Origin of the sequence: uncultured Paraglaciecola sp. (assembly GCF_937123705.1) — a bacterium.
GTDB lineage: Bacteria > Pseudomonadota > Gammaproteobacteria > Enterobacterales > Alteromonadaceae > Paraglaciecola.
The window spans coordinates 1-26,911 of the sequence record NZ_CAKZKO010000198.1; the positions used below are offsets into that span (position 1 = coordinate 1).

The 26,911-nt window shown below is 45.3% G+C and carries 33 protein-coding genes; 5 read left to right on the forward strand and 28 right to left on the reverse strand.

Annotated features, from left to right (window positions below):
• From repA to Q0688_RS24110, 8 genes are all read right to left on the reverse strand, one after another.
• Window positions 1–779, reverse strand: a 779-nt coding sequence (gene repA / locus Q0688_RS24075; RefSeq protein WP_299083271.1) for a plasmid replication initiator RepA, incomplete at its 3' end; no start/stop codon positions are given.
• Between the two features lie 213 nt (window positions 780–992).
• Complete coding sequence (locus tag Q0688_RS24080) at window positions 993–1,262, reverse strand: hypothetical protein (protein ID WP_017085688.1); 270 nt, start codon at window positions 1,260–1,262, stop codon at window positions 993–995.
• A 9-nt stretch (window positions 1,263–1,271) separates the two neighbouring features.
• Window positions 1,272–3,989, reverse strand: coding sequence for a phage tail tape measure protein (locus Q0688_RS24085; protein WP_299083280.1), 2,718 nt, complete (start codon window positions 3,987–3,989; stop codon window positions 1,272–1,274).
• Window positions 3,982–4,218 (reverse strand): hypothetical protein, encoded by a 237-nt coding sequence (locus tag Q0688_RS24090; RefSeq protein ID WP_299083282.1) that lies wholly within the window; start codon window positions 4,216–4,218, stop codon window positions 3,982–3,984. Before Q0688_RS24090 ends, Q0688_RS24085 begins: the two co-directional genes overlap by 8 nt.
• Window positions 4,215–4,397, reverse strand: coding sequence for a hypothetical protein (locus Q0688_RS24095; RefSeq protein WP_017085706.1), 183 nt, complete (start codon window positions 4,395–4,397; stop codon window positions 4,215–4,217). The genes Q0688_RS24090 and Q0688_RS24095 overlap by 4 nt, the downstream gene beginning before the upstream one ends.
• Complete coding sequence (locus Q0688_RS24100) at window positions 4,398–5,225, reverse strand: S49 family peptidase (protein ID WP_017085705.1); 828 nt, start codon at window positions 5,223–5,225, stop codon at window positions 4,398–4,400.
• A 435-nt stretch (window positions 5,226–5,660) separates the two neighbouring features.
• Window positions 5,661–6,905, reverse strand: coding sequence for a tyrosine-type recombinase/integrase (locus Q0688_RS24105; RefSeq protein ID WP_299083287.1), 1,245 nt, complete (start codon window positions 6,903–6,905; stop codon window positions 5,661–5,663).
• A 170-nt stretch (window positions 6,906–7,075) separates the two neighbouring features.
• A complete protein-coding gene (locus Q0688_RS24110) occupies window positions 7,076–7,747 on the reverse strand; it encodes a hypothetical protein (protein ID WP_299083289.1) in 672 nt (223 codons plus the stop codon).
• Window positions 7,748–8,483: 736 nt separating this feature from the next.
• Here Q0688_RS24110 and Q0688_RS24115 point away from each other — a divergent pair.
• From Q0688_RS24115 to Q0688_RS24125, 3 genes are read left to right on the forward strand one after another with little or no spacing between them, the layout of a single operon-like run.
• On the forward strand, window positions 8,484–8,711 hold the full coding sequence (locus Q0688_RS24115) for a hypothetical protein (RefSeq protein WP_017085702.1): 228 nt from the start codon (window positions 8,484–8,486) through the stop codon (window positions 8,709–8,711).
• Complete coding sequence (locus tag Q0688_RS24120; RefSeq protein ID WP_299083294.1) at window positions 8,704–9,588, forward strand: site-specific integrase; 885 nt, start codon at window positions 8,704–8,706, stop codon at window positions 9,586–9,588. Before Q0688_RS24115 ends, Q0688_RS24120 begins: the two co-directional genes overlap by 8 nt.
• Window positions 9,585–10,247, forward strand: coding sequence for a hypothetical protein (locus Q0688_RS24125; protein WP_017085700.1), 663 nt, complete (start codon window positions 9,585–9,587; stop codon window positions 10,245–10,247). The genes Q0688_RS24120 and Q0688_RS24125 overlap by 4 nt, the downstream gene beginning before the upstream one ends.
• On the opposite strand, the gene Q0688_RS24130 is transcribed toward Q0688_RS24125, so the two are convergent.
• The gene (locus Q0688_RS24130) at window positions 10,240–11,019 is read right to left on the reverse strand and encodes a hypothetical protein (RefSeq protein WP_299083297.1); all 780 of its coding nucleotides are present in this window, start codon (window positions 11,017–11,019) and stop codon (window positions 10,240–10,242) included. The genes Q0688_RS24125 and Q0688_RS24130 overlap by 8 nt on opposite strands.
• Window positions 11,009–11,641: a recombinase family protein gene (locus Q0688_RS24135; RefSeq protein WP_299083300.1), complete on the reverse strand. Its 633-nt coding sequence runs from the start codon at window positions 11,639–11,641 to the stop codon at window positions 11,009–11,011. Before Q0688_RS24135 ends, Q0688_RS24130 begins: the two co-directional genes overlap by 11 nt.
• A 260-nt stretch (window positions 11,642–11,901) precedes the next feature.
• Here Q0688_RS24135 and Q0688_RS24140 point away from each other — a divergent pair, with 260 nt between their 5' ends.
• On the forward strand, window positions 11,902–12,423 hold the full coding sequence (locus tag Q0688_RS24140; RefSeq protein WP_299083303.1) for a ProQ/FINO family protein: 522 nt from the start codon (window positions 11,902–11,904) through the stop codon (window positions 12,421–12,423).
• A gap of 207 nt (window positions 12,424–12,630) precedes the next feature.
• Here Q0688_RS24140 and Q0688_RS24145 read toward each other — a convergent pair whose 3' ends face one another.
• From Q0688_RS24145 to Q0688_RS24180, 8 genes are all read right to left on the reverse strand, one after another.
• A complete protein-coding gene (locus Q0688_RS24145; RefSeq protein ID WP_299083306.1) occupies window positions 12,631–13,638 on the reverse strand; it encodes a DNA-binding protein in 1,008 nt (335 codons plus the stop codon).
• Window positions 13,639–14,379: 741 nt separating this feature from the next.
• Window positions 14,380–14,580, reverse strand: coding sequence for a hypothetical protein (locus tag Q0688_RS24150; protein WP_017085694.1), 201 nt, complete (start codon window positions 14,578–14,580; stop codon window positions 14,380–14,382).
• Window positions 14,581–14,590: 10 nt separating this feature from the next.
• Window positions 14,591–14,806 (reverse strand): hypothetical protein, encoded by a 216-nt coding sequence (locus Q0688_RS24155; protein ID WP_017085693.1) that lies wholly within the window; start codon window positions 14,804–14,806, stop codon window positions 14,591–14,593.
• Between the two features lie 5 nt (window positions 14,807–14,811).
• On the reverse strand, window positions 14,812–14,946 hold the full coding sequence (locus Q0688_RS24160) for a hypothetical protein (protein ID WP_017085692.1): 135 nt from the start codon (window positions 14,944–14,946) through the stop codon (window positions 14,812–14,814).
• 111 nt (window positions 14,947–15,057) lie between these two features.
• Window positions 15,058–15,429: a hypothetical protein gene (locus tag Q0688_RS24165; protein ID WP_299083322.1), complete on the reverse strand. Its 372-nt coding sequence runs from the start codon at window positions 15,427–15,429 to the stop codon at window positions 15,058–15,060.
• Window positions 15,426–15,941 carry a ParA family protein gene (locus tag Q0688_RS24170; protein ID WP_104048882.1) on the reverse strand — a complete coding sequence of 172 codons (516 nt, stop codon included), beginning with the start codon at window positions 15,939–15,941 and terminating at the stop codon, window positions 15,426–15,428. The genes Q0688_RS24165 and Q0688_RS24170 overlap by 4 nt, the downstream gene beginning before the upstream one ends.
• A gap of 979 nt (window positions 15,942–16,920) precedes the next feature.
• A complete protein-coding gene (locus Q0688_RS24175; RefSeq protein ID WP_299083331.1) occupies window positions 16,921–17,658 on the reverse strand; it encodes a hypothetical protein in 738 nt (245 codons plus the stop codon).
• A 268-nt stretch (window positions 17,659–17,926) separates the two neighbouring features.
• The gene (locus Q0688_RS24180; RefSeq protein ID WP_299083334.1) at window positions 17,927–18,157 is read right to left on the reverse strand and encodes a hypothetical protein; all 231 of its coding nucleotides are present in this window, start codon (window positions 18,155–18,157) and stop codon (window positions 17,927–17,929) included.
• Window positions 18,158–18,350: 193 nt separating this feature from the next.
• On the opposite strand from Q0688_RS24180, the gene Q0688_RS24185 reads away from it, so the two are divergent.
• The gene (locus tag Q0688_RS24185) at window positions 18,351–18,677 is read left to right on the forward strand and encodes a helix-turn-helix transcriptional regulator (protein ID WP_299083336.1); all 327 of its coding nucleotides are present in this window, start codon (window positions 18,351–18,353) and stop codon (window positions 18,675–18,677) included.
• 114 nt (window positions 18,678–18,791) lie between these two features.
• On the opposite strand, the gene Q0688_RS24190 is transcribed toward Q0688_RS24185, so the two are convergent.
• The 10 genes from Q0688_RS24190 to Q0688_RS24235 all read right to left on the reverse strand — a co-directional run.
• Complete coding sequence (locus Q0688_RS24190) at window positions 18,792–19,679, reverse strand: contractile injection system protein, VgrG/Pvc8 family (RefSeq protein ID WP_299083339.1); 888 nt, start codon at window positions 19,677–19,679, stop codon at window positions 18,792–18,794.
• A gap of 87 nt (window positions 19,680–19,766) precedes the next feature.
• A complete protein-coding gene (locus Q0688_RS24195; RefSeq protein ID WP_299083342.1) occupies window positions 19,767–19,970 on the reverse strand; it encodes a tail protein X in 204 nt (67 codons plus the stop codon).
• A complete protein-coding gene (locus Q0688_RS24200) occupies window positions 19,967–20,392 on the reverse strand; it encodes a phage tail protein (protein WP_299083345.1) in 426 nt (141 codons plus the stop codon). Before Q0688_RS24200 ends, Q0688_RS24195 begins: the two co-directional genes overlap by 4 nt.
• A 51-nt stretch (window positions 20,393–20,443) precedes the next feature.
• Window positions 20,444–23,161, reverse strand: coding sequence for a phage tail tape measure protein (locus Q0688_RS24205; RefSeq protein ID WP_299083348.1), 2,718 nt, complete (start codon window positions 23,159–23,161; stop codon window positions 20,444–20,446).
• A 75-nt stretch (window positions 23,162–23,236) separates the two neighbouring features.
• On the reverse strand, window positions 23,237–23,374 hold the full coding sequence (locus Q0688_RS24210; protein ID WP_299083352.1) for a GpE family phage tail protein: 138 nt from the start codon (window positions 23,372–23,374) through the stop codon (window positions 23,237–23,239).
• 17 nt (window positions 23,375–23,391) lie between these two features.
• On the reverse strand, window positions 23,392–23,643 hold the full coding sequence (locus tag Q0688_RS24215) for a phage tail assembly protein (RefSeq protein WP_299083355.1): 252 nt from the start codon (window positions 23,641–23,643) through the stop codon (window positions 23,392–23,394).
• A 134-nt stretch (window positions 23,644–23,777) separates the two neighbouring features.
• Window positions 23,778–24,290, reverse strand: a complete 513-nt coding sequence (locus tag Q0688_RS24220) for a phage major tail tube protein (RefSeq protein WP_299083359.1) — start codon at window positions 24,288–24,290, stop codon at window positions 23,778–23,780.
• An 11-nt stretch (window positions 24,291–24,301) separates the two neighbouring features.
• Entirely contained in the window at window positions 24,302–25,444 is a 1,143-nt protein-coding gene (locus Q0688_RS24225; RefSeq protein ID WP_299083362.1) for a phage tail sheath subtilisin-like domain-containing protein, read from the reverse strand.
• A gap of 119 nt (window positions 25,445–25,563) precedes the next feature.
• On the reverse strand, window positions 25,564–25,857 hold the full coding sequence (locus Q0688_RS24230; RefSeq protein WP_299083365.1) for a hypothetical protein: 294 nt from the start codon (window positions 25,855–25,857) through the stop codon (window positions 25,564–25,566).
• Window positions 25,850–26,911 (reverse strand): RNA-directed DNA polymerase (locus Q0688_RS24235; RefSeq protein WP_299083367.1); only part of this gene is annotated, 1,062 nt, incomplete at its 5' end. The genes Q0688_RS24235 and Q0688_RS24230, both read right to left, overlap by 8 nt.

Genomic DNA, 26,911 nt, shown 5'->3' on the forward strand with positions numbered 1-26,911 from the left:
CGATCATCCAAGCTCATGCCTGCCAGCTTGTTGCGGCGGCGCTGAGCGCCCGCATTTTGCTTGCGGGCATCCCATGCACGTTTAAAAATCTGCTTACGCTTGCGCATTCTCGCTTCTGCTACCGTGATGATCTCACCTTCCTCGGTAATGCCTACATTACGCAAGGCCAGCTGTTCTTCACGCTGTATATTGAGCTTTTCAAGGTTAGCACCAGCCAAACGGTAAAACTCATCCGTTAGCACCAACACTTTAGGGAACCAAAAGCCATTGGCCTGATCCCACACCATGCCGCTTTTCGGACTGCTCTGGTCGCCATCAGAATGCACATAAGCCAAACCAAACGGGATCATGACTTCATCAATAAAACGGCTGATCCGACTTACGGTTACTTTGCTTTCTGCAATGTACTGCTCACCCGTTTCCGGGTCAGTCACCCACATTTTGGATAGTTCTGAGGCCATAGCCTCAAGATCGAGTTCAATAATGCCCGTTACCAAGTCATGGCGAGACAAGCAAAGCTGAAAGATAGGATTGATAAGGTTGCGGCGAACGTCTTTAAAATCACGCTGACGGCCAGCAACTTGGCGCAAGTGAACAAAGTGGGGATCGCGTGAAATATCGCGCTTACGGCAAAATTTGAAGGTTTTGCCCAGCTCACCCGGCAAATTCTTCCAAGACTCTGGACGAATATAAACAGGTTTAGGGTTTAAGCAACAGGTGCTATGAGCACCACGCTGGCGTTTGTCATGTTGATTGCTTGATTTTAAGTTTATTTTCATAATTTCGTGCTTTCTTACTTTCTTTCTTTTTGTGGTTAACCAGAAAGGCTTGCAGAAAGAGTGTTCAGCACGTAAAATCAAATTATGGATGGTTGTTTGACTTTTTGTGCTTTCAACTAATTTCTATAAAAACCCACAGCTTTCAACTGTGGGTTTTTTTGCATTTAGCCTACGCTTTGATGGAAATATTACCCTACCATTTCACACAAGTCACTAGATCCTGCGTGAAAACCTTGTATTCATCAATGGCCTAACGAATCTATCAACAACTACAGCCCCTACAGAATCCCCATGCTCACTGAATATGCGCTCTATAACGTGACCTAAGTCCCGTTTGGCTTCATGAGGCTCAGGAAATTGCTTTTTTAGACTATCAATCACAATTTCAGCTTTCGCCGTCTGCTCCGTAGTCGCCGTTAATGCTAACTCCTGACACTGACGAATTAACGTTAAAATCTGTTTATCCTTACTTTTCTTTCCCATAGGTTTACCTTAATCGATTGCTAACGTTCTTGCCGATCTAGCACGCTTACGTTCTATTTCTTTAATTTGTCGTGCAACTTCCTGCGCTATAGATTTTTCATCCATACCAGAAGCAGCATGAATATTAAATTCATACACTGGATTACTCGTCACTACCGTTCTATTGCCTGCGGCTGGTAGTGTTTCCGTTTTGGAAACTTTTAGTTGTTCTTGCTGCTGAGTGGCATTAGCTGCCACCGAATTAGACGAAACGGCGGGAACATCCTGAGCCACTTTTTTCACAGTATGGGTGATTTCTTCCCCATCACTACCAAACAAAGCACTCCACGCTGCACCTAGTGTATTTTTCAGCGTTTCAATAGGAGCAAGCACCATTGAGGTGATCCAATCCATTGCGCCTGAAAACATCCCTTTAATACCCTCCCACATGCTCCCAAAAAAGCCGGTGATCGGTTCCCATACTTGAATAATCAAACCCAGTGGCGACCATGCAAACAGCGTTTTGATAAATTCCCAGCCCATAGCTAAGGTGTTCTTGATTCCATCCCAAGCCCCTGAGAATACCGTTTTAATACCGCCCCACATGTTGGAAAAGAAACCCGTGATAGGCTCCCAATACTTAATCACCAAAGCCACCACAGCAATCAAGGCCATTACACCCGCAATCACCAAACCGATAGGGTTTGCCATCATTGCTGTATTGAGTGCCCATTGTGCGCCTGTCATGACTGCCGTTCCTGCGGCTAAGGCTTTTTGTACGCCCGACATCATCAGCAACGCACCAGCGGCGGCCACAGTTCTGGTATGGGTTAACACCATTGCTGCGTTTGCGCGAACAGTGGCCGATGTAGTGAACGCCGTGGCAAGGGCTAACGCCTTTTGCGCTCCGTTCATCACTACAGTAGCCGCTGCACTGGCTAAGGTTTTCACGCGACTGACGGCCATAATGGCGGTGTTTTTCAACTGAGTGATATTGAGTATTCCCAGTACCTTTTGACCAAACAGCAACGAATCTGAAAACGCCACATAAGCCAAGCGGCTGGCTATACTCGCCGTTTTGAATGCAATCATGCCCACCACCACGAACGCCAATACTTGAGACAAGATCGGGAAATTCTCGGTAAAGGCTGCAATTGCCTTTGCACCTTCCCCTAGCACGTCACTGGTATACATAATCGCAGGAACAAATAATGTACCTATCGCTGCCGTCATATTACCAACACGTTGAGCTAATAACTGCATAGACTCAGCGGGCCCCGTAGCAATGGTTGTCGCCATATGCTTGAGGTTCTTCCCACTATCCTGCACCGCTCCAGTCATATTATTAATGTTGCTTTTTAGCGTATCTAACTCTGGGTACATTTGAGTGATCAGCGCCATTGCTTTATCTGAACCAAAGGCTTTTTTCAACTCCATCTTGTCTATATTGGTTAGGGTTTCGCCGTACTTATCCCGCAGCTCTTGCAGAATATCCGGCATAGATAACAGCTGATCATTAGCATCTAAAAAGCTCAGACCCAATTTTTCACCCGCACCAGCCGCAGAGTTTAGAAAAGATTTATATTTTGTTGCGGCTTCACTGCCACTCATGGTGGCTTGAAGTTGGCCCAGAATACTAAGCTGCTCAGCAAACGGAACGTTTGAAGACGTAGCCGCCGCACCAAGAGCTGAAATAGCCTGTTGCATCTGGCTGCCGTCTGTTTTGAACGCCTGAACACTAGCGGCAATTCCATCACTAAAATACGTACCAAATGCTTTTTCTTTTTCGGCTTGGCTTAGCTTATCCCACCCATCAATAGTTTTAGCGCCAAAGTCTTGGAATTGTTTGTTATAAATCCCGTAACCTGTCGCAAATAAAGAGGTCATTTCTCCAACTGTGGATTTTGTCGCTGTCGCCGTTAGAGCCGCAATTTTAGTAAACTCCCCCACAGCCTCCGCCGACAAGGAACTAATACCCGATTTAATGTCATAGCTGGCCTTAATAAACTCTGCCTGAGTCGTTCCTGCCCATTGGTTTGAAAACTCTTTTGCTCTTTGAGTGATCGCGGCCACTTCCGAATCATTCAGGCCAAGTGATTGCACTTCGCCTTGAGCACTACTGATCTCGCCTTGAGCATCCACCAACTTTTTAACGCCGAATACCGCGGCCCCTACGCCCACCGCGTCAGTGGCGGCCTTGGTTTTAATATTACTGTTTCGGTCTTTAATCTTACCGATCCGCTCTTGCTGCTTGGCAACTTTGTCCAGCTGGGTCTGCTCTTTTTTCAGCTGTTCATTGTAGGCTTGTGTTTCTGTCTTGATCTTACGGGTTGCTTCATTGAGCTTGTTGGTTGAGACACCCGCCGCTGACAATTTACCCCGCAGCTTTTGCAGTTGTTCAGTTTCACCTTGCTGCTGAGTTTTCAGCTTACTAACCGCAGTTTGGGCCTTGTTAAATTCCGCCGTCATTTTGCGGGTTGGCTTGGCCGTGTTCTGCATCTGTTGCGCCAAGCGATTAGCTTTAGTTTGAGCTTCTTCCAGCTCTTTACTGGTTTGAGCTGTAGCCGTTTTTAGCTTTCTAAAGTGTTCAATATCACTGCTTTGCTGGCCTAATTTCTTAAGGCTGTCTTGTGTAGCCTTAATTTTTTCTCCTGCTTTCGTGGTATGGGTTGTCACCTTCTGAATAGGTGCCGTCAGGTTATCCACCATATCCAATACCAGCGAAAGTTTATGTTTATTTTCACTCATAATTGAACCCCGTAAATACTCGTTTTCCCGTTCGCTTTACAGCTTCACGGTTTAGCATCCACAACACTGAATCATACAAATCAAAACGATGAGGATCGCTTTTCGTACCGATGCCACCAGCAATAGGCATCCCATCTCGCACCATATTGGTTATTGTGCGATTCGTTAGCCTAAAAGCAGAGGCAAACTCTGCTCGCGTCAACAATGGAGGCCCTGCGTGATTTTTCATAGCCCGCCCTCTCTAGAAAATAAAGCGCGACCCACTTCAACAGGATCGTAAACAGGGACAACCCCACGCTTACCGCAAGGTGCAACACCCGCTTCTTTAATTTTCTTCCTTGCTGTATCTCGACAACATCTAAACGTTCGAGCGATTTCGGTAATATTCCATTCCACTCTATCTTTCATTTACACTCCGCCTAATTGCTTAATTACACCTTCAAAACTGCCTAACTTGTGTACCATCTTATTTTTAACGGCAGCTTTACCCATAAGAACGCCACCACGGCCAAAATCCTTGAGTACCGTTGAGCGATTTACCTTCATGTTTCTTGCTACACGATCAATGAACACACCCGCTAAAACATCTAGATGCTTTTGACACTCAGAACGCCCAGCACTAGAGGCTGGATCAAGGTGTTTTTTCGGCGATTGGCTAGAAACAAATTCAATGTTTTCATTCTTCTTGTTACGTTGTAGCGTCATAACAACCCCGATAGAGCCCACGCTGGCTGTCGCATCAATAACAACTTCACTTGCCGAAGATGCCAACCAGTAAGCCGCAGAGCAACCCTGCCCACCGATGTACGCCACTGTCTTTTTCTTAGATCGGCCCGCAAAAATCATCTCTGACATTTCATGAATACCCGATACCTCACCGCCCGGTGAATCAATATCCAACATGATGGCGCTGACACTTGGATCGTTCAGGGCTTGGTTATAATCCTTTGCCAGTAACTGGACACTGGTTCCCCCGCAAATCAACTGGAACAAGTTGGCATATCGAGAAATCACCCCGCGAACAGAGATCACCGCAACACGGCCACGCTTTTGCATAGCATGACCCGATTTTGTGCCTACTCGACCTTCTAACGCCATTGGTTGGCTGGAAAGGAGGGCTTCAATACTAGTGTTTCCTGTGATGCCTGCGGCAATATCAGCCATAATTTTTAAGGTGTTATCGTCAACAGCCCAACAAGTGGACTCCAACCAACCCAACGCCAGCATTCGTTTCATTTACAACCTCATTAAATGCAATGGTGATAAAAAACACCGAATATTAATGATCAAAGGATCATTCCGTTTTTTGCTTAATCCCATCTGAAAACGGGCATTTCTCACAGTAAAAACACACCTGTTCGTCACCTCTAAACCCTTTCTCGCTCTGGGATTCGTCACCTTAGTGCCTAGGGTCGTGCTGACGAGCATACAAAATCCGAAAATTAGCCAAACTCCGCGAGCCTACCGCCCGTGGTTGACTCTGATTCTCTCAGGGTCCCCCGTGTTTCCTAGGCTCACAGCCTTCACACCTCGCCAGCCCTTTAAAAATAAGGCTTTAGCGGGTATTTACTCACGGCCACCCCCCCCCAAACAATCCAGCCCTCGCGCCTGCTTATATTGTCTACTGTATTAATCTTGCTTGATGGTGCTCTAGCCTTGTCCTGTCTGGGTTCATGCGGTCTGAGCAATATCAATGATCTTCAAATCATCGTGGTCATTGAACAGGTTGAAGAACTCAGGGGATTTTCCTTCTAGCCATTGGTGATAAGTTTGCAGTGCTTGGCTCTTTTGTCGCTCTGCATAGGTATGGATATAGGTCTGATCCAGTTTGTTCATGGCGTGATTCAGTAGTAATTCAGCGGTCATGTAATCAACATCCAAATCCATCCATGCGGTACGCGCCAGCTTTCTGAGTGAATGACTACACCAAAGTCCATTACTCACGTTTTTAATCAACTCATTGGCTTTATTACGGCTAATGCAGTTCTGAATTGGTTTATTTGGAAATAAAAATGCACCTTTGTAACCTTGCGAACGCTGCCATGCTCGATACCACTTCAAGAGGTTCATTGCTGTCTCTGTTAATGGGATCGTATGGGCCTGCTTAGTTTTCGTTATGGCTTCTGGGATATTCCAACGACCAGAATCAAAACAGATATGCGCCCATTTAGTACAACGTGTTTCGCCTATGCGAGTGCCATGTAATAACATCATCATTACCAGCATTTGAGTGGGCTTAGCTACGTTCTCAATTGATTTGATCACGGATTCCACTTGCTCAGGTTTAAGCTGTGCAGGTTTAGGGGCTACTTTCATTTCAATAAAATCATTGAACAAATAGCCCGCTACGGGATTAATCCCAATGAGCTTTAATTTATGAGCACGTTTAAAGGCTTGCTTGAACACGCTCCAGACAGAACGCACCGTTGCAATGGAGTAATACCGTTGAAGCGGCCAGAATAACTTTTCATCTAACTGGGAGTGCGTTAATTCAATCAGTTCGCACTCTCCCAACATAGGAATAAGCTGACGTTGGATCGCCCACTTGATCGTGGCGCGTCTTGATGATGTAACCGTGTTGTCTTTGCTGCTGCGCTCGGCATACCATTCCAGCAAATCCAATACCGTTTTAAACTGCTGATTAAGCACTTCATCGTGTAAATTTACGGCTAAGCGGCTTTCATATTCACTCAGGTTCGCGATCACATCCTTTGCTTTCAAATGCGGCCATACACCCAACTTTCTCCAATGGGACTTTCCTTCGGCATTTTTAACAAAGAACCAAGAACCAGATAAGCGATTAGCATGAAATCGAAAGCGCAACGGAAAACGAGGATCACGCAATTCAGAACACTGGCTTTCTACTTGGACTTTTTTAATCGCAGATTCAGAAAAGTTAATCACTTTCGTTGTCATTACTTTCAACCTCATACTTATAATTCAAATGGCCGACCACGGGCATTATCAATATCCCTGTCGGCAGTCGCGGTTTTTCAAGCGCACTCACGACTAACCGCTACCGCTACGACTGCATACGGTACGCAGGGCTGAGGTTAATCAGCCATGACAAACAACCACCAGGCTATTTATTCGTTTAATTCTTCAACCTCATCCACCTCTGGGGGATTAAGAAGGTCTTCACATAACTCAATCATCTGATCGCCAATAGTTTGCATTTCTTTTGGATCACGGAACATCGATACAAATCCACTCAGATTTTGATAGAGGTTTCCACTTGTCCCTACATGCTTACGTAACTCTTGAAACCAACACCCAGCCAGATCAGGGGTAAAAGAGGTTTCAGATTGGCGGGCATATCGTGTTTCACGAAACTCAGCGCTTATCTGTTTAAATTCTTCTGGCTCCAGTAGTTCGCGTGATTCGCCCAATAGATCACCAAACCCAAACTTACTCACCACTTCATCACGCTCTTTTACTAACTTGAACAGATTACCAATGGCCGTTGTGATTTTTTCATTCAAGTGTTCGTGATTATTCTTATGTTCCTTTGCCGCTTCACCCAAACTAATAAGTAATAGCTTTCTGCGGTCGGCTTTATTAACCGCTTCTTCTTCCTGAATGCGACTAACTTCTATTTCTTCTTGCTCTCGCAATAACTCCAGTTTGTCCCGTAGCATCGCGCGCTCACGAGTCACTTTATCTAATTCAGTTGCAGAGAGTGACTTAGGTTTCAGCTGCTCTAGGCTTTGACTCGCTTCTGCGATCAACTTGCGAATTTTATCTAATGTCTTGCTCATGGTGGCCTCTAACGATTCAGAATGTTTGTTGGTTTATCGAGAGATTAAAGGATAAATCGGGCGTAACAAGCCCGTAGCACTTAGGGCACATTTATTCCCTGATAGATGTTTATTGCGTGGCTAGATATGGTGGGGATCGCGCTGCTATCACTGTGAATTTACCACCCACTTGCAACGCCAAATATCAAGATTAGATTGAAGATCGTGTAATTGCCTATCCCCGCTATGTACAACTAATAAATTCGTCGCTACATAGCGTGGATATTGGCCTGTGAGACTTTCACGCACATTTTAATAAACATATTGCATGTTTTTTATTGTGATTGTTACTATAGAACTATACCTGTGCGCTTAACGACCGTCCGAAGTCGTTAGAGTTTTACCCAAAATGGGCCCACCGATTTCTCTCAAAAATCGAGACTTAAACACCATGTTTAAGTATCTGTACCTGACAGTCAAATCAGAGTTCCTATAAAGGAAATAACTGTTACTCACAGCCCAAGAGAGTCGCACTTACCCCGTTACGGTAACGTTTTTCAAAACGAGATTTGAACGCTTTGATGCTCGTTATGCATCATCAGACTTAACCTTACTGATTAAATATCAAGGTTCGCAATAATATGGTGAGATCGGTCAGACCAAAACGGCGAAAAGGTTTAAACAGTGGCGAATAGGCATTGAGTTGTCGCTGAACTCGATACGAGTCAGTAAAGTTCTTACAAAGAAGGAAGATCCTGTGTTTGATGAAAAAGCAGAAGCAGAACGATTAAAGCAACAAACACAAATTATCAGAAAGAAGACCTACAAACGCAGGAAGTCACGACTTGATCGATATAAAGGTGAGTTACTGGCTCTTAAAAAAGAAGGGTGTTCAACTGCCGAACTTCAACGCTGGCTTAGAAGTAAGCGAATAAAAGTAGAACATTCAACGGTTTCACGATGGTTACAGGCACAGCATGGGTAAGTTCGCAAGTGCCACAAAACAATCCACCAGCGTTATAAAAGCCGTTCAAGGTTCGATACTTTCCTCCGTTGGCACTGTGAGAAATTATGAACAAGCCTTAACAAGAGTCGCTGAATATGCCAAGGCTGAAAAAATTAATGGCGGTCTTAGGGGGCTAACCCCAGCTCAAGCGATCACATATTTGGAGCAGCGCGGCCAAGAGGTAGGGCAAAAGACGCTTGATATGGAGCGCCAAGCAATCCAATGCATGATGCACCACGTCACGCACTTACTTGAAGCGCCTGAGAAACTTCCCACTATAAAATCAGAGCAGGCTCAAGCATTACAATCCAGAGCCTACACCACCGATCAGGCAAATTTAATCGCCCACCACCAAAACGAAAAGAATAGCCTTGCGACTCAGTTGTCGCTTTCTGCTGGATTACGCGCCCATGAATTATTGACCTTGCAACCCAGAGAGATACGCGCACCGGATCAAAGGCCTACCCTTCCATCCAAATGGGCCGGACGTGATGGCGTAATTTATACCGTAGAGGGTAAAGGCGGGTTAGTTCGTGAAGTGCTTATCCCTTCCCACTTGGCTGATCGAATAGAAAGTTTACGCCTACCCTCACCTGTACGCATCGAGGATAGAGGTATTTATTACACCTCACATTACGCTGTCACAGGCGGTCAAAAATGGAGTAATTCATTCTCAGCTGCATCAAAAAGGGTTCTTGGATGGTCAGAAGGTGCTCACGGGTTACGGCATAGTTATGCCCAAGAGAGAATGCACGAACTACAAAAGGCCGGATTCAATCGTGATTTAGCCCTTGAAACGGTTAGCCAAGAAATGGGGCACTTTCGCCCAGAAATTACAGAGGTTTACCTACGTTGAGAATTTTTATTTTTATTATCGCTGTAGGCGTACTCGCCCAGCTTGGCACCTATGTGCATGAAAACATGACAGCGCTATCTCTACTAGAAATAGGACAAGTTAAAGAAGAAGTTCAAACAGGCTGGCAGTTCTGGAATGGAAAAACGACAGAAGGGGCATTGTTTGCCACTTTCAACAATAAGGCTGACGGATGGGCCATTATTCTTAGGCTATGGCCGCTTGCACTACTGGTTACTGTCACCTGTTTAATTTTCTTACCCGTCATGATCTCGCTATTTCAAGATCTAGGACATAAAGAAGCACGTAGAAAAGTAGCTATTGCAGAAGAAAAACTGATAAAAGCCCAAGAACGAGCAAAGACAGCGGAACAGCGAGCCATAAAACAAGCTCGTTCAGAATTAGCTAATAAGAAAAATGAAGCTCAAAACATGCTGGCTTATGGGGAGCGCCTAACCTCCCAAGCTGAATTGATGAAGCAGGGGTTAAATGACCAAATCCAACAAATAAAGCGGCAAGCGCAACAGGCTATTAATGAAGCCAATGATCGTGCGGATCTTGCAGAACAACAAGCCTTAAAATCCGAAAGTAGAAAACGCAATGCCGCAGCAACCGCAGAACGCCGCAGAAGGAAGATCAAGAAGACTGAATCCACTAGCTAATAGCTTGCTTGTAAGATTTCCTCAATTCGAGACTATCTAAATTAAGACGTTTAAAAATCAACCTTACTTTATTGGGGTCTAATCGGTGGCCTTGTTCGTTGAGCTTATCAGAAACGCCTTTAGCACCTAGTTGGGGATTGTTAAGTACCACAGCTTTCACTTTACTAAGAATATTTTCATCAAATTCCACTGTTAGCGGTTTTCCTTTAGAAGGAAGGGCAAAGCCATAACGCTCGCAAATTTCAGGGGTGTATTTTTTAACAGATTTTAATGAAGGAAAGTGAATCTGGCCGCACTCCATTAAGCATGATACAACCTCTTGATAAAGGCTTTCATAAGTCCACGCAACGCTATCACTTTCAAACTCACAGAGCGCACCATCAATGACTGACTTCCAAAGTTGAATTAAATGTTCTGGGGTTCGATTTTTCTTAGCACTTTCTCTATTCTTTTGAGTTTTCACTCTGTCAGCCATCGGCCCGCTTAATGAAATAGAATTCATTAAGCCTGTCATTCCCGCCAGAACCCCACCCCAAGTTTCAAGGCCATTATTGAAAAAGTAATTAGCCATCTTGATCAGCTCATGTTCATTTTGCTTAACTGTATCAAGCAATAAGCTGAAATCTCCTGTATCCCTTACAATTTCGATCGCCCTCGCTTCCTGCATACGACAAACACCAGTCGCATTATCACCATTTTTAAAACAGGCTAAGGCTTCCGCATGTAGCTTGTAACAGATATCTTGTTCGCTAATTTTGCTCTTATTTTTCATGCAAGAAACCCTCTGATTTTAAGCGTTTACTAACTTTTGAAATGGTGTGCCTTGAACAACCAATTAAGCTCTCTATGTAGTTGTAGCTTTTCCCATCAACCAATAAGCCTTCAATTTTATGGTGAAGTTCTTTGTTCTCTTTCCGGCCTCGATACTTACCCAGCGCTTTGGCCTTTTGAACACCCTGAGCTTGTCGGCGGCGGCGATCTTCATAATCTTTACGGGCAACAGCGGCCAACATATCTAACATCATGTCATTCAATGCTGAAAACATACGTTCAGTAAACTGATCGCCACTTGTCATAAATTGATAACTGGTAGGTAGATCAAGTGAAACAACTCGTATTCCTTTGACACCAATCAAACGCTTTAAAGCATTCCAATCATCAGCGTTTAGCCGGCTAATTCTATCGACTTGCTCAACCAGTAAGACATCACCCTGCAAAGCAACATCTAATAGCCGGAATAACTCTGGTCGCTTTAAGTTCGCCCCTGATTCATTTTCTTCAAACCAACAAGCAATCTTAAAACCTTGTTGTTCCGCAAACTCCACCAGCTGGCTTTTAGCTCGTCCAGCATCTTGCTCACTGGTTGATGCTCTTAAATACCCATAAACACGCATGATCACCCCAGTGCATTTTATATTGGTGCTGTTAATTAGGTGCATTATACATTAAAATATAGGAAATAATGCACCAAAATAACTAAGTGTATTAAGGGTGTACTTAAAATGCACCAACAAAAAGAAACACACGCAATGTGTAAGCGTTAAAAGCTCCGAATCACTAGAAATAATGCGTATTTCAAGGTAAAAAGAGCGGATCACACCGTGTGTACTGTTATTATTTGTAAAACAATCAGATTTGAATCAAGGGGCTAATTATGGCGACCATTATTATCAAGAAAAAACGCAAACTGGTTACGCCAGAGCCTAGCACCACATCAACACCACCTAAAAAGCTCTCGTTAAAACCTAAAGAGTCACCAGCGAAACAATTAGAGACTAAAAAAAACGAGAAAAACAAAGAAGAGTTAACGCCAGAACAACGCACTTACATGAACAACGCTAAAGCAATCAATGCCAAAATCAAAAGCATTAAACGAGCTAAACGCTGGTTAATGGATACATGGCCGAAAGTATTTGATTATGATGATTTTAAGCCCTTAGCAATAGGGATTAACAAGATAGTCGCTGAGCAATATCGACAAGATAGAGATAACGGTAAAGATCTCGGATTTGGTTGGAAACACCTTGCAACAAGCCTTGACCGATGGGTAAAGAAAAAAGCTTATATTGAAGCATTAAAAACGGGTACACATCGCTACAACTTAGATGGTACTCAAAGTGAGGAAATCCTGGAGGAACATAGAGTTTCTGATCGACAAAAAGATAAGAAATCTTAATTCCCCCAACTTGTGACCAGTCACAAAGGCCATGCAAATGAAATGCATGGCCTTTTCTTTGTTAATTAAATATTGCTTAATAACGCCAATATAATCCTAAGTGTTACTTCTATAATATTTAGAATCACTTGTGTCATGTATTCACCCTCGTAGTCTATGGGCCTCCCATTATTCACAAGCTAATATCCAACGCATCAACATTTAAATTTAATATTTAGATTGCTGTAGGTTTTCCGTTAAGGCCATCAGGTTGGCTTCCAGCTTATCAGCACGGCTATTGGCACGGCCCAGCTCTGCATTCACTTGTTTCATTTCGGCTTGGCTGGCTTTCAGGTCAGATTCTAGCTTGGTAGCCTTCTCTTGACTCACGGCGGCTTGCTTGTCTTTTTCAGTAATAGCCTGCTTGGCCTCTTTTAGCTGCTCGGTCACGGCTTCAAGTTTGGCACTGGTTGTGGCTATGGTGCGATCTTGTTGGTTGCATTGCTGGCCCAGCTCTGCCCCACGTTGTTGCTCAGTGGTTAGTTGCTGCTTAGTTTCAGCCACCAGCTCTTGGCTAGTTTTAAGCTGAGCATTCAAGCCCGTGGCTTGTTCATGGGCAGCTTTAAGATCACCCGCCAGTTCATTGTTTTGCTTGTTCACTGCGGCCAGCTGAACTTGCAGCTGCTCACCATGCTTGTGCTCGGCGGCCAATTCACTGCGGAGTTCTTGGACTTGCTTATCCACGGCAAGTTTATCTTGTTGCAGGTTATCAATGCGCTGGGCTTGCTGATCGGCGCGTTCTGTCAGGGTGGAAAGCTCCATGCTCTGCCGCTGTAGCTGCTTGCGAGTGTCGGTAAGCTCAGCTTGCAGGCGCTCAACCTCATCCGCTTGGCGGTCAATTTCGCCCATGTAACTTTCAGCCTCAGCTTTTAGCTGGGCGCGTTCACGGTCAAAGGTGGCTTGTTCAGCCTTGAGGATCGCTTGAGATTCGCGGGCAAGCTCAGCCCAAACAGGGCGCAACACAGCCAGCAAACGTTCTTCTGGCATATCAGGCAAGGATTCCACCGCCTCCGCAGAACGTTGCTCACGCCACGCTTTCAGGTGCGGTGTAATACTGCTCAAGCTCCCACGGCTTTCATTCATTTCACGGATCTTGAGGTTGGTTGGGTCTACGCCCTGTGCCACCAGCTGATCAGCAAGGTCAAAAACAAGTTCTTTGGTTATCTTCTCGGCCATCGGTTTCACCTTAATTGTAATTATGTAATGTAATTCTGTAATACATTACATAATTACATTACAATTTTCAAGAAATATATGCACTCAAGGGAGTAGTACCAAAGAACTTCAATCAGGAGGGATAGAAAGCAGGCATAAAAAAACCCGCACAAGGCGGGTAAAAAATAATTTTTTATTCAGTTAGTCTTTCTTGCGGTTGTTACTGTTAATGTTGATGCTAATGTTTCCGATCGTAATCTTCACACTCACAGCCAACACTAGAGCAGCAATCAAAGCACAAATGACAATCGTTGAACTGATGATCATTGGTTACTCTCCAATATCTGGAGCCGTAGCGAAGAATCAACTTCTAACCGACTTGAAACTTTGCAAGATGTACTAAGTCGAGTACAGCATACGACTGATAGATTTATGAAATCCATTCTATAGATTAGAAACTGGCTACCACACCAGCCGAACGGGACATAAAGGGCAGAACATAGTCCCACCCTAACAATGCAAAAGCATTGTTAGGGTGTCTAAAGTCAAAATGAAGACTTACTTAGCAGATTGATTATATAGGAGAAATGTTAGCTTTAATAGTTTTCCATTTGCCAGATACAAAAAAACCGCCGATAGGGCGGTTTCTTTGTATCTGGTAACTAAGCAGTGGTAGGTGCTTAGTTATATGCTGTACTCGACTTAGCAAGATCAGTATATGACGGAGGTGTCAGTATTGCAACTCCTTACCTTGTTGTTACTTCATTTGGCAGGTTTCATACTGGCCTTGTCGATATTCTTCTTCATAATCTTCTCAATCTCAGTGGCAGCCTCGGTTAACATTAGCATTACCTCCATATAATCCCCTTGTTCAAGGTTGTCTGGGCTTGAATCAAACGCCATAGAGGTTATCGCCTTGATTCTTTTTGCTAGTCTTAAAACCCTAATATCATCTTCGATCATGTGGGTTCCTTCATGCCAGGCGAATTGCTTTAGGGCGTTCTTGCTTGGATGACAGTTCGCTCGACTCTAAAATTTGTTCTATTTCACAAGCAGACTCAAGCATAACCTGCATTACTTGCTGCAAAGACTCGTTATCCATTTCGGTTGGACTTCCATCACAGCCAAGTGCGGCCATTCCTTTTACGCGTTTAACTAATGAGCGCAAACGTAATTCATTATCTTTCATGAGGTTTATTCCTTGTTTGCTAATTGATACGCCTTAATTTCAGCTAAAACACGGCGAAAATCCGCACCAGTCATAGCACCAAGGTGAATTGCTTTGCGATTTTGAAACGCGGTGATAAGATCACGGGTATAGTGACTCATTAGAATATCCTTCTGTTGTGGTTACTTACGCCGCCCGTGGTCGCCAAACTTCCGGGTGGCGTTTTTGTATCTAAACTGGATAGTAGTACATACTATTTATACATACAATAACTACTTACTATTTTTAATTACTTCTTTGCAGTGGTTAACAAAAAGCTCCCGACTAGACCTTGCCCCTACAATCTCCATAGCTTGCTTAACAACTGCCAGCTCATACGGGTTTATCTTCATTGAGTGCAATCCAACACGCGGATCGATAGCGTTAACCTCATGCCCATTAACGTACTCACTCAACTCACTACCAGAGAGATCATCAATAACACTCTTTTCATGCTTCCAGTCAGCTAAATAGCGATCGCGATGTTTCTTTTGGATAGCTTTTCTTTTTTCCGCTTGTTCAGCTTCAACCTTGTCACGAACTGCCGCTTCTGTAGTTAATTCTGATCGATCTTCTGACTTCTTTTTCTTGTTGATTAAGCTCATAAGATCACCTCATGCAAAAAAGCGCTAATTTCATTGCGTGTGCGGCTAGTATGTCGTTGTTCACTAAAGTCCTCCAACATAGGCATAACCCAACAAGTAGAATCCATACCATGTTCAGTTAGCATTTTTCGTCTCTCTGATAAAGCCTTACTATTACTTCTGGCCTTAGTGAAAACAAATCGAGCTTTATCTTTTACTTTGTACTCTTCCAATTTCGACAAAAGAAAATCAAACTCTTTTAGATCATTCTTTCCCGTGTTCATTGGAACAACAACTAATGCTTTCTCTTCGCTAGCAGCTTTAAGTAAATCCACATTATCAGCTGTAAACGCTCCTGCGGTATCGTACAGAAAGAAGTCAGCCTCCTCATTTTCAATTAATGTTACGTGCCGTTGCTGATCAGTATTGTCAACATGGACGCTATAACCCAATCTTTGAAGCTCAATAGAAGTGTATTCACACAAAGTAGACTTACTGACGCCTCCCTTTGTATTGAAGAAAATAATATGCATAGACCCACCAATAGTAATTACAATTTGTATTTACCAATAGTAATTACTATTGGTAGTGGTAGTCAAATTAAACTGAGAATAAATCGATCTGACTGTGATGCGTCACTACAACCATTGATTATTGAAAGCATCTAAGCCAGTGAGGGCTTTTTTATAAATAGGTAAACTTGGGTTGTCGCTGCCTTTAAAGTGCCGTCTATAGCCATTTACGCTCGAAGTTAACCTAGCGTTATGGGGGCATGTAACGAAATGTAGAGCATTACTGGCTATTTTGGCTAAAAGAGGGGGGTTAAGCCGCCGCTCTTGTACGCTCTTATATTGAGCGTAGCAAAATATGCAAAGCAAACTACCACTAAACTCAAAATAATAGCTGTATGGCCGTTATACGCATTAACTCGCGGTATTTTAAAAGCCTTTCCCCTGCTAAGCCTGCTCTTTGCAGGAGGTTGAAATAAACTCTGGATCTTCCTGTCGAATGACAAAAGAAAGGATCAACGCGTTCTTTTGCTTTTAGTTGGAATAATAGGTTATTTGGTTATGTGGCTTATAGGTGCCTCGACGGGGCCCGTTAAATTGCTTTCTGTGGACTATTTAGTGTTGGTGATGTTGATTGCAATTTAATGGGAGGTACTTATAAACAGCTCTTTATGCTCTTAATGAAAACTATATATCTCTTTATTTATTAATAGGGAATTAAAGGGACCCTGTTAATAAATAAAATGGTACTTACTCCGGAGGATGAAACTACCACTCGCGGTTTCACCTCCCTTTTCCAACTCTCATTTAATTAGGGATACACACATACCTATACATGACTTATCCATAGTGCTGATCGATATACGTTAGGGTGTGGATATATTGTAGTGACAACCGATGAAATGATGGTGATTTGTGGGCGATGTATGGCGTTCTAAGGGTTTTTTTATATAGCAGGCACGAGTATTCTACCGAAACAAATCGGCATCAAAAGAGAGGGGATTTAGTGGGTAAACCAGCTTACTGCGTCTTCATCATACCAGTGCGTTTCAAACTGGCCTTGATTGGATTCTGTTTGGTAGCTTTCCAAGTTCAAAGCATCGGCACGCTTCTGTTTTGACAGCTTACTGCCGTATTCAGGCCAGCTATTAGAAAGTTTGGCTTTGCATAGTCGTTCTAGTGCTTGTTGGCGCTGAGAGTCTAACCAGCCAGCCTTAAAACCTATTTCCTTGAATAACTTAATTGTTAGCCACTTGTAACCAGCAACACCCTTGATCTTGCCTTCTTCTTTATCAAGCAAATCCATAGCCTCACTATGAAGATAGCCAGCGCGTACTAGCTTATCAATATAACGGAACCATGTTGATTCTGGGATTTCTTCTCCGTATATAGCAGCGTAACGCTTTCTCATAGATGCGTGCTTAACAGGATCTAGTTCTTTAGGCTTGGCTACGCCCAAACGGAAAGTAGACCAATCTATATATGTGATAATGACACTTAAAACACGAATCATACGCACACGAACCCGTTTTTGTGAGTCACGTTGACGACAATCCACTTCATTAAGTGATTTAAGAAGGTAAGGTTTAGATGAATAGCCCGACACTTTATCAATAAATCGGCGGGTAGGCTCAGCAATCTTAGTTTTGCCTAAGCCGATTAGCACATCACGAACAGATTCAGAGTATGATCTGCTGCTTTGTTTCTTATTCGGGCACTCTCGCCCTAAATTTACTGTCATTTTCTCGCCTAAAAATAGTAGCGAGGCTTGCAAATTACGATACAACCAGTAAAATTAACCTTGTCTAGAGGTGGTTTCTTTTGGTTGAACCATTTTTAAAAGAACCTCGGTGTTAGCGCATCGAGGTTTTTTTGCGTCTGTAAGCCTGTCCGTTAATCCAATCTCACGTTAAAACTGAACACAACTTGAGCACCTTAGCCCTACTTGCGTTCAGCCCTGTTAATAATACACACAGGGTGTAAAAAATCCACCCTAAGTTTTCAAATTCCTAGATTTTATCTGAATCAGTATGACACTGATCTGACTCACGATCCAACTGTAGCTTTTGCAAAGCTTCACAAATCAATTGCATTGATATATGTAACCCCCGCTTTTCTGGGTCACACTCTAGTGATTCCGCCACATGCGCAGAGTAATGGCAAAGCGCATCAATCGTTTCACCCTCATGGTCATGGATTAAAGGATTCGATCCTTTGTCATTATTTTTTGTAAGCGCCATTTAGACAACTCCTTCTAGCCGCGACACTGTATATAACCACAGTATTTTGTATTTATTTTAGTTTCAGATCAATCAATTGCGTGTACTTATAAAACATCTTGTTTATTCCTCTCCCGCTGATAACATCTAACTCACTGTTTTAACTGTCTTTTTTGCGCCCCAACGCAGTCATTAGCATTGAAAAGGTGCCATTTTGGAAACAACAAACCAACAGATCGGGAAGCGATTACGCAAAATGCGTGAATTGTTCGGTGAATCTCAGCAAGAACTAGCCAATGCTTTTGACTGTTCGCGGGGGACTATCTCAAAGTATGAGCGGGGATTATTGGCATTATCACCTGAACAAATAAACCATGTATGCAGACGCTACAAGGTAACACACTGCTGGCTATTAACAGGGGATGGGCCTGCGCAATCTCCGGGGACGAAAGACCATGATTTCTTAGCCTTGCTCTCCCAAGTACCACATGACGCATTGAAGCCACTAAAACAACTTATTAAGACACTTATTCAGAAATAACTCTTTTTATAAACCAGTAATTTAAGCCGCCCCCTTCTTACCAAGAATGTGACACCGATGCCATATTTTTTAGAGCTAAACACCTAACGATAAGACTATCATCACACAAACATATCAAGCCACTGCACCTTTAGCCGTAGTTTGAGCAACAGAACCCGGCTCAATGGTATGGCTGACATTCTCCACCAGCCAACGGCCATTGGCGTTTTTCTTATGCTGGCTCACTTTCAAAAATCCCTCAGCCACGATCAAGGGGTTCAATGGGCGGGTGATGTTTAACTGGGCCTTACCTCGTTGCAGTTCACCCAGCTTGGCACTGGCTGCCTGCTGAGCCGATGCCTGATCAGTATGGGTTTTTCTGATCACAAACTCAGGTTCTCCACTCCCTGCCCGTTCGGTCTGTTTCTCTTGCGCTGTTTCATCAAACCAATACGCCACCACGCTTTGGTAATCTTCTCTATCTTGAACCGTTACTGTGCCCGTGGAGTGCTCAGGATCGGTAATTTCAATGGTGGGTAAGTCTTTCCCGCTGGCTGTCTTACCTTTCTGCTTAGGCACTAACAGCAACTTATTAGCCGCCACCTTGAACATGGCCCCGTTTTCACGGGCCAACCGGGTGAGCATGTTGCTGTCAGACTCAGCACGTTGATCGAGGTGGGGAAACTGAATCCCAGCCAGTGACGGTTCCACCTGAACATCATAACCATGACGGCCACCCACTTGCTGGGCCAGCTCACCCAGCGTGATATTGTCGTAACTTTCATCACGGGGCGCTTTAAAGCTGCGCTTCATCTGGGCCGCTTGAGCACTAATTGTGAGCGTGTCCGTTTCTAGTGGCTCGCTGATTTCATCCACCGTGTACGTGCCTTTAAATACCAGCTCCCCCACATAACCAATGTAAATATTTAGCTCGGCCCCGGTTGGCGGCGGGGTAATCGCTTGATCACGGTTATCCAGTTCGATTTCGGCGGTGTCGTTCTCGATGCCAGCGGCATCACTCAACGTGAGCCGCAGCAACCTATCCCGGATCTTGGCGGTTATATCGCTCTGATTAGCGATTATTTTAAAATCAACTTCTTTCATTGCGGTTTAATCCCATAAGCTCACGGTGCCTTGTTTGGTAACAGGCTCCAGATCAGGCAATTCAATGGACGTGCCAACGGGCAACACCGGGCCAGCTTTCGCCAGTCCGGGGTTTGCTTCCAGCACGGCTTCGGTGGCTCCAGTTCGGCCCTGATAATATTGGTGACAAATTGCATCAAGCATTTCGCCCGTGCCGGTTAAATATTTCATGGCTGATCTTCCCCGTATTCACTGATCGAGATTGAGCCTTTCATTTCCAGTGGTATGCCGTTATCCAAAAACTGGGTTTCTGTTATATCGAGCTTTTCAATAACCCACAGGCCCAAATCCAAAGCGGTGCCACTTACTTGCCCGTTGTTTCTTCTCAATGCCCCACCCACTAACCGGATCGGCTTGCCTTCATCAGCTAGGGCTTGAATTTCATCAAACTGGGTTAAGCCATCCGCATCCTGCGGATAATGGGCAATATCGAATGATTTAGTGATCCCCTCTGGCCCTTTGAACTGACGGGCAGGCTTTCGGCCCACCCTGTCCATTTTGGCCCAGCGCCATCCCATAGACGTTTTAAGGGATTGATATTGCATGGTGTTAATACTGAACTGAAAACTGCCCAGCGCCATCATTACGGCCATGATTTACCTCGCTTACTTTCGTGCTTTCTGCCTTTCGTGCTTTAAGCGGTGTTAGTCCACCGCTAAAGTACGGCTCTTACGCTCAGCCTTGCGCTTTTCTGCGGCCAGCTGCCGTGCCACTTCCTGCGCTACCTCTTGGGCATTCATGCCCGGTGCAGCTTGCACGATAATGTCACCGAACTGATAACTGACACTTTGAGTGGCTTGATTGCCTGCGCTTAGTGCTTCGGTGGCTTTCGCCTTGGGCAGTGGTTCCCCTTCGGCGGTCACTTGACTAACTGCCGGATTAGAAAGGGCGGGCACTTCCTCAGCCACTTTTTTCACCGTGTGGGTGACTTCTTCACCATCCCCACCAAACAGCGCATTCCATGCCGATCCAAGCGTATTTTTCAGGGTTTCAATGGGTGCCAACACCATTGATTTAAGCCACTCCATAGCACCAGAAAACATGCCTTTGATGCCTTCCCACATACTGCCAAAAAAGCCAGTTAATGGTTCCCATGCTTGAATAATCAAACCCAGTGGCGACCATGCAAACAGCGTTTTGATAAATTCCCAGCCCATAGCTAAGGTGTTCTTGATTCCATCCCAAGCCCCTGAGAATACCGTTTTAATACCGCCCCACATGTTGGAAAAGAAACCCGTGATAGGCTCCCAATACTTAATCACCAAAGCCACCACAGCAATCAAGGCCATGACACCCGCAATCACCAAACCGATAGGGTTAGCCATCATTGCCGCATTAAGTGCCCATTGTGCGCCCGTCATTACGGCGGTGCCTGCTGCCATTGCCTTTTGCACACCTGACATCATTAACAATGCCCCAGCGGCGGCCAGCGTTCTGGTATGAGTTAACACCATCGCCGCATTCGCTCGAACGGTGGCGGAGGTAGTGAAAGCAGTGGCAAGGGCTAACGCCTTTTGCGCTCCGCTCATCACTACGGTAGCCGCTGCACTGGCTAACGTTTTCACGCGACTGACAGCCATAATGGCGGTGTTTTTCAACTGGGTAATATTGAGCATTCCCAGCACCTTTTGACCAAACAGCAACGAATCTGAAAACGCCACATAAGCCAAGCGGCTGGCTATGCTCGCCGTTTTGAATGCAATCATGCCCACCACCACGAACGCCAACACTTGAGACAAGATCGGGAAATTCTCGGTGAATGATGAAATGGCAATGGCTGCCTGTCCGATCACGTCACTGACAAACATCACCGCTGGAGCAAACAGCAAGCCGATTGCGGCGGTCATGTTGCCCACTCGCTGAGTTAACAGCTGCATAGACTCAGAAGGGCCCGTGGCGATACTGGTAGCCATCTTGTTGACGTTCTTGCCGCCATCAAGCAAAGCCCCATTCATGCCGTTAATATTGCCTTTCAGGGTGTCTATTTCAGGATAAAGCTGGGTGATCAGCGCCATTGCCTCATCTGAGCCAAAGGCTTTTTTCAGCTCCATCTTGTCTATATCGGTCAGGGTTTCCCCGTATTTATCCCGCAGCTCTTGCAGAATATCCGGCATAGATAACAGCTGATCATTCGCATCCAAGAAACTCAGGCCCAGTTTTTCACCTGCGCCCGCTGCTGCATTTAGGAATGATTTATATTTTGTGGCCGCTTTGCTGCCGCTCATGGTGGCTTGAAGCTGGCCCAGAATGCTGAGCTGTTCAGCAAAAGGAACGTTTGAGGATGTGGCCGCCGCACCAAGGGCAGAAATAGCCCCTTGCATCTGGCTGCCGTCCGTTTTGAACTGCTGCACACTCGCGGCAATACCATCACTGAAATAAGTACCAAAGGCGGCGTTTTTCTCCGCTTCGGTCATTTTCTCCCAGCCATCAATGGTTTTATCCCCGAACGCCCGGAACTGCTTGTTATAAATACCGTAACCCGTAGCAAACAGCCCGGTCATTTCGCCCACCGTTGACTTGGTGGCCGTGGCGGTCAGTGCGGCAATTTTGGTAAACTCGCCCACCGCCTCAGCTGACAAGCTGCTGATCCCGGATTTAATATCATAACTGGCCTTGATGAACTCGGCCTGAGTGGTGCCCGCCCATTGGTTAGAATACTCTTTGGCTTTTTGGGTAATGGCGGCCACTTCGGCATCATTAAGGCCAAGTGAACCAATTTCACCCTGAGCACTGCTGATCTCGCCTTGAGCATCCACCAGCTGCTTTACCCCAAAGACCGCAGCACCTACGCCCACCGCATCCGTGGCGGCCTTGGTTTTAATGTTGCTGTTTCGGTCTTTAATCTTGCCGATCCGCTCTTGCTGCTTGGCAACTTTGTCCAGCTGGGTTTGCTCTTTTTTCAGCTGTTCGTTATAGGCTTGCGTTTCTTTCTTGATCTTGCGGGTTGCTTCGTTGAGTTTGTTGGTTGATACGCCCGCCGCTGACAATTTACCCCGCAGCTTTTGCAGCTGTTCGGTTTCGCCTTGCTGCTGAGTTTTCAGCTTACTAACAGCGGTTTGAGCCTTGTTAAATTCCGCCGTCATTTTGCGGGTTGGCTTGGCCGTGTTCTGCATCTGCTGCGCCAAACGGTTGGCATTGGCTTGGGCTTCTTCCAGTTCTTTACTGGTTTGAGCCGTGGCCGTTTTCAGCTTTCTAAAGTGTTCAATGTCGCTGCTTTGCTGGCCCAGCTGCTTGAGGCTGTCTTGTGTGGCCTTGATTTTCTCCCCGGCTTTGGTGGTTTGGGTGGTGACTTTCTGAATGGGAGCGGTGATCTTGTCCACCATATCCATTACCAGACTGAGTTTTAATTTACTTTCAGCCATTGACTGCCCTCGTTACAAACAAAAAAAGCCCCAGCGCCGCCACTTCATCAAGGGCACCGCTGGGGCGTTATCTGGTTAATCGTCACCGTCTGCCTTTTTATGGCGAGCTATGGCGATCTTATGCCAGCGCATCAGCTCAGGGATCAACATGCTGGCCGTGGTGTTAGCGTCCCAACCTTGAAACACGATGAACAGATCCGCTTCGACCTCCATCACGTCTTTAGGTGGGGTTATTCCATGAAAAAACTGACCACCATGTTTTGCACGGCCACTAAGTCTTTAGGGGATAGCAAATCAAACAGGTTGGCATCAATATTTGAAATACGAGGCACCAAGGTGCGGTGGGTATTAATGTCCATACGCAACACGCCAAACATTTCCAGACCGCGCAAGCTGCCTGTATCTGGTTCGCGGAATGTTGCCGTATCAATTTCAGTATCGCCACGCTTTAGCGGTTTACTTAGCTTTAGTTCGTTACTCATAATTCTTGTTACCCACAATTATTAAATTTGATTGCTGCATCGAGCACGGCCACAAAAAAAGCCCCCGCCGCTTTCGCGGTCAGGGACTTGTGTGGGTACTCTTTATATTTTCTTACTTTCGTGCTTTCTGGCTTTTACTGGGCCAGTGCTTCACGCCATTTCTGGTTTCGGTCTTTACCGTTAACACGGAAAATGTTGTTCATCTTGTCAATGTGAATGATTTCTTTGCCATCAATTTCCAGCGTGTAGACTTCCACAGCAATGGCAAATTTCATGGCCGCTTCTTCTTCCGGCTTGAACTCGCCACCGTGTTCCATCGACTTCCAGAAACCTTGCATCTTGACCGCCACGGCCATATCTCCGGCATCGGTGTCCACATAGCCACGAACGATAAACTGATCATCACGGCTGTCACGGTTGCCCACCAGATCAATCACCTTGGTGGCATAGTCGGCAATGGTCACTTCACAATCGAGCTTTTCCAGCTTGCCGATGTTGCGCTCAATGTCGCCCGCTACACCTGCAAGCACTTGATCCACGGTCTTGGTGACAATCTTAGGAAGTGTCACCGTATTACATAAGCCAGCAAACGATTCATCTTTGAAAAATGCGTTAATGTCTACAAGCATACTTGGTAGTTTTGCCACGGCTTGACTCCTTAGCTAAAAATGGCTTCGTTGTAACGATCCGTGATGTGCTGTCTGAACGTCATGCGCTCAGCCACATCATAAAAGCCCAGATCGTAATCCCAATACACCTGAGCGGTGCCGATAGCGGCCACGTTCAGTTCTTTATCCAACCAGCATTCACCACCGCTGATCACTTCACGCGATACAAGGCGGCGCAATAGTGCATTCACACGGCCTTTCACACCGTCCACATAGCCTTTTGTGACGTTGCGATCCAATAGCTCTTGGTGAGCGTAAAGAATCGAATCACCCACGATGTAGCGGATACGTTGGTGCGGGATCATGGTTCCATCAGCCAAGCGGTTGCCAAAGAAGAACCAGCCGCCTTGCTGCTGCACAATAACGCTCACGTTCTGGGCGTTGTATAGGTTGGCTTTTGATGTTGTGGAGCCAATAGCGTGATCAATCGGTTCACTGGTTCCAATGATGCCGCCAATCATCTTGCGGCTTGATGGGCTATGCCAATAACCCTCAAGGTTATCCACGCGCACAATGTGGCCCGCCACAAAGGCACTGGCTTTGCGAGTGACCGGGTTGCCGTCACTGCCCAGCTTTTTAATGCCGCAGTTAACAAACAGAGTTGGCCCGTAGTTTTTAACCTCAGCCACAACACTGGTAAAACCGTTTTCACTGCCGTCCACAATGGCAATAGCATTGAGTTTGATAGCCACGCTCTCAAGCTCTGCACCCACGCCCGTTTTGTGGCTGTATTCCGGGGCAATCAGCAAGCGAGGACGGATACCCAAAACACTTTCAGCAAACAGCAAGCCTTTCAAGCCTCCATAGGTGTTTGTGTCGTTGTCGAGCTGGCCCACAATGTTTGCCACCTCTTGGGCTTCGTCCGCATCTTCTTCAACACGAATAACAATAACCACCGCAGCACCGTGATCATAAATATCCTGTAAAGCCGTTTTCAGGGTGCCCGTGGTGCCCGCCTTGGCGATCTGCGTTTCGCTGTTAATCAGCACCGGGGTGTTTAAAGGGAAAACCGTGGCATCGGCATCATCTGCCGTACCCACTAAGCCAATGGTTGAGGCGGAAAGCACCTCAATAGGGCGGTTCATGTTTTCGAGATAAATCATCTCTACGCCATGCAAATAATCTGCGGCCATGTATCAGCTCCAAATCTTATGTAAAAGAAAAGCCCCAGCGAATGGCTAGGGCTTTGGGTGAATTTCAGGCACAAAAAAACCGCTTTCACGGAGTTCGTGCTTTCTTACTTTCGTGCTAGTTAACTTTCAGGCTGTAACGGATAACGGGCCTTGATTTCTGCTACTTTACTCATCCAAACTCCTTTGTAGCTGTCTGATTCTGGGTTGCCACTTTCAATCTCATATTGCCATTCAATATAGAGCGGATCAGATTCGCGCTTATACGCTTGCTGTCGTAGCTCTACGTTTTGCTTTGACTCGTATTCTTGCTGAGATAATACAGACTCAATTTGCTCTGCGTTCATGCCAATGTTGAGCATAAACTCGCGACTCGTGTCCGTGTAGGTTTTGCCTTTAAAGATGTAGCTAAACATTTCGCCTCCGGAATGGCTCGTTGAATAACGCCAGTTTTAGATTGTGTGAGTTGGCATGTGACGCATGACCAAGCCACGATTGAATATTTTGATTGATTTCAGGAATTCCGATTTCACCGCCTGCATATTGCTTTCTGAGCTTCTTTAGCTTGCTCTTTATGCGCTTGACGCTGCATTTTCTGAGCAATCTATGGCTTGAATAAATTCTATAGCCGAGAAAATCCAAGGCTCTGCCGTTTTGTTTTGAAATCGGGAAAACCTGCGTTTTGCTGTTTGTTTTAAGTCTGAGCATCGACCAAAGGAACGCTTCGATCTCTCGACGCCACTTATGAAGCTGCGCTTTGTCATCGTGGATGATAGTGAAGTCATCCATGTATCTGACGTAGTGCTTAGCTTTCAGAGTATGCTTGGCGAATCTATCCAGCTCATGAAGATAGACATTGGCAAAAATCTGGCTCGTTAAGTTGCCAAGCGGGATTCCTACGCCCAGCGCATCGCACGGGCTGTTATCTATAATGTAATAAAGCAAGGCCAGCGTTCGGTTACAGCGTATTTTTGCCGCGAGTAGCGACTTCAAAATATGATGATCGATACTTGAAAAATAACGGCTAATATCCGCTTTCAGCGCATATGCTTTGCCGCTTTTGCTTTCTACCTTTCTGATAAACGCTTGAGTTCTGTCTGCGCCTCTATGTGTTCCTTTGTTTCGCCGACATGCGTAAGAGTCATAAATGTACGTCTTATCAAAAAGCGGCTCGATAATGTTGTATATCGCCCTGTGAACTACTCTATCTCTAAAGTGAGGGGCAGATATTAAGCGGCGCTTTGGCTCAAACACATAAAAGTGATGATAGGGCGACATGCGATACATGTCCCACATCAGTTCGTTTTGTATCTGAATAATGTTTTCTTCTAGGTTGTTGAAGAAAACGAGTGTCGCTGTCGATTTTGTTTTGCCTTTTCTGCATGAGTAGGCCGCTGACAGTAAGTTTTCAAAGTCAAATATCGCTTCGAATGTACACGCGATTGACGCATCAATCGGTGTTATACGTAT

Bases quoted from the DNA above. Each gene is read 5' to 3' on its own strand.
- Q0688_RS24080 (WP_017085688.1), bottom strand. From the start codon at position 1,262: ATGGGAAAGAAAAGTAAGGATAAACAGATTTTAACGTTAATTCGTCAG.
- Q0688_RS24085 (WP_299083280.1), bottom strand. From the start codon at position 3,989: ATGAGTGAAAATAAACATAAACTTTCGCTGGTATTGGATATGGTGGAT.
- Q0688_RS24090 (WP_299083282.1), bottom strand. From the start codon at position 4,218: ATGAAAAATCACGCAGGGCCTCCATTGTTGACGCGAGCAGAGTTTGCC.
- Q0688_RS24095 (WP_017085706.1), bottom strand. From the start codon at position 4,397: ATGAAAGATAGAGTGGAATGGAATATTACCGAAATCGCTCGAACGTTT.
- Q0688_RS24100 (WP_017085705.1), bottom strand. From the start codon at position 5,225: ATGAAACGAATGCTGGCGTTGGGTTGGTTGGAGTCCACTTGTTGGGCT.
- Q0688_RS24105 (WP_299083287.1), bottom strand. From the start codon at position 6,905: ATGACAACGAAAGTGATTAACTTTTCTGAATCTGCGATTAAAAAAGTC.
- Q0688_RS24110 (WP_299083289.1), bottom strand. From the start codon at position 7,747: ATGAGCAAGACATTAGATAAAATTCGCAAGTTGATCGCAGAAGCGAGT.
- Q0688_RS24120 (WP_299083294.1), top strand. From the start codon at position 8,704: ATGGGTAAGTTCGCAAGTGCCACAAAACAATCCACCAGCGTTATAAAA.
- Q0688_RS24130 (WP_299083297.1), bottom strand. From the start codon at position 11,019: ATGAAAAATAAGAGCAAAATTAGCGAACAAGATATCTGTTACAAGCTA.
- Q0688_RS24135 (WP_299083300.1), bottom strand. From the start codon at position 11,641: ATGCGTGTTTATGGGTATTTAAGAGCATCAACCAGTGAGCAAGATGCT.
- Q0688_RS24140 (WP_299083303.1), top strand. From the start codon at position 11,902: ATGGCGACCATTATTATCAAGAAAAAACGCAAACTGGTTACGCCAGAG.
- Q0688_RS24145 (WP_299083306.1), bottom strand. From the start codon at position 13,638: ATGGCCGAGAAGATAACCAAAGAACTTGTTTTTGACCTTGCTGATCAG.
- Q0688_RS24150 (WP_017085694.1), bottom strand. From the start codon at position 14,580: ATGATCGAAGATGATATTAGGGTTTTAAGACTAGCAAAAAGAATCAAG.
- Q0688_RS24155 (WP_017085693.1), bottom strand. From the start codon at position 14,806: ATGAAAGATAATGAATTACGTTTGCGCTCATTAGTTAAACGCGTAAAA.
- Q0688_RS24160 (WP_017085692.1), bottom strand. From the start codon at position 14,946: ATGAGTCACTATACCCGTGATCTTATCACCGCGTTTCAAAATCGCAAA.
- Q0688_RS24165 (WP_299083322.1), bottom strand. From the start codon at position 15,429: ATGAGCTTAATCAACAAGAAAAAGAAGTCAGAAGATCGATCAGAATTA.
- Q0688_RS24170 (WP_104048882.1), bottom strand. From the start codon at position 15,941: ATGCATATTATTTTCTTCAATACAAAGGGAGGCGTCAGTAAGTCTACT.
- Q0688_RS24175 (WP_299083331.1), bottom strand. From the start codon at position 17,658: ATGACAGTAAATTTAGGGCGAGAGTGCCCGAATAAGAAACAAAGCAGC.
- Q0688_RS24180 (WP_299083334.1), bottom strand. From the start codon at position 18,157: ATGGCGCTTACAAAAAATAATGACAAAGGATCGAATCCTTTAATCCAT.
- Q0688_RS24195 (WP_299083342.1), bottom strand. From the start codon at position 19,970: ATGAAATATTTAACCGGCACGGGCGAAATGCTTGATGCAATTTGTCAC.
- Q0688_RS24200 (WP_299083345.1), bottom strand. From the start codon at position 20,392: ATGGCCGTAATGATGGCGCTGGGCAGTTTTCAGTTCAGTATTAACACC.
- Q0688_RS24205 (WP_299083348.1), bottom strand. From the start codon at position 23,161: ATGGCTGAAAGTAAATTAAAACTCAGTCTGGTAATGGATATGGTGGAC.
- Q0688_RS24210 (WP_299083352.1), bottom strand. From the start codon at position 23,374: ATGGAGGTCGAAGCGGATCTGTTCATCGTGTTTCAAGGTTGGGACGCT.
- Q0688_RS24215 (WP_299083355.1), bottom strand. From the start codon at position 23,643: ATGAGTAACGAACTAAAGCTAAGTAAACCGCTAAAGCGTGGCGATACT.
- Q0688_RS24225 (WP_299083362.1), bottom strand. From the start codon at position 25,444: ATGGCCGCAGATTATTTGCATGGCGTAGAGATGATTTATCTCGAAAAC.
- Q0688_RS24230 (WP_299083365.1), bottom strand. From the start codon at position 25,857: ATGTTTAGCTACATCTTTAAAGGCAAAACCTACACGGACACGAGTCGC.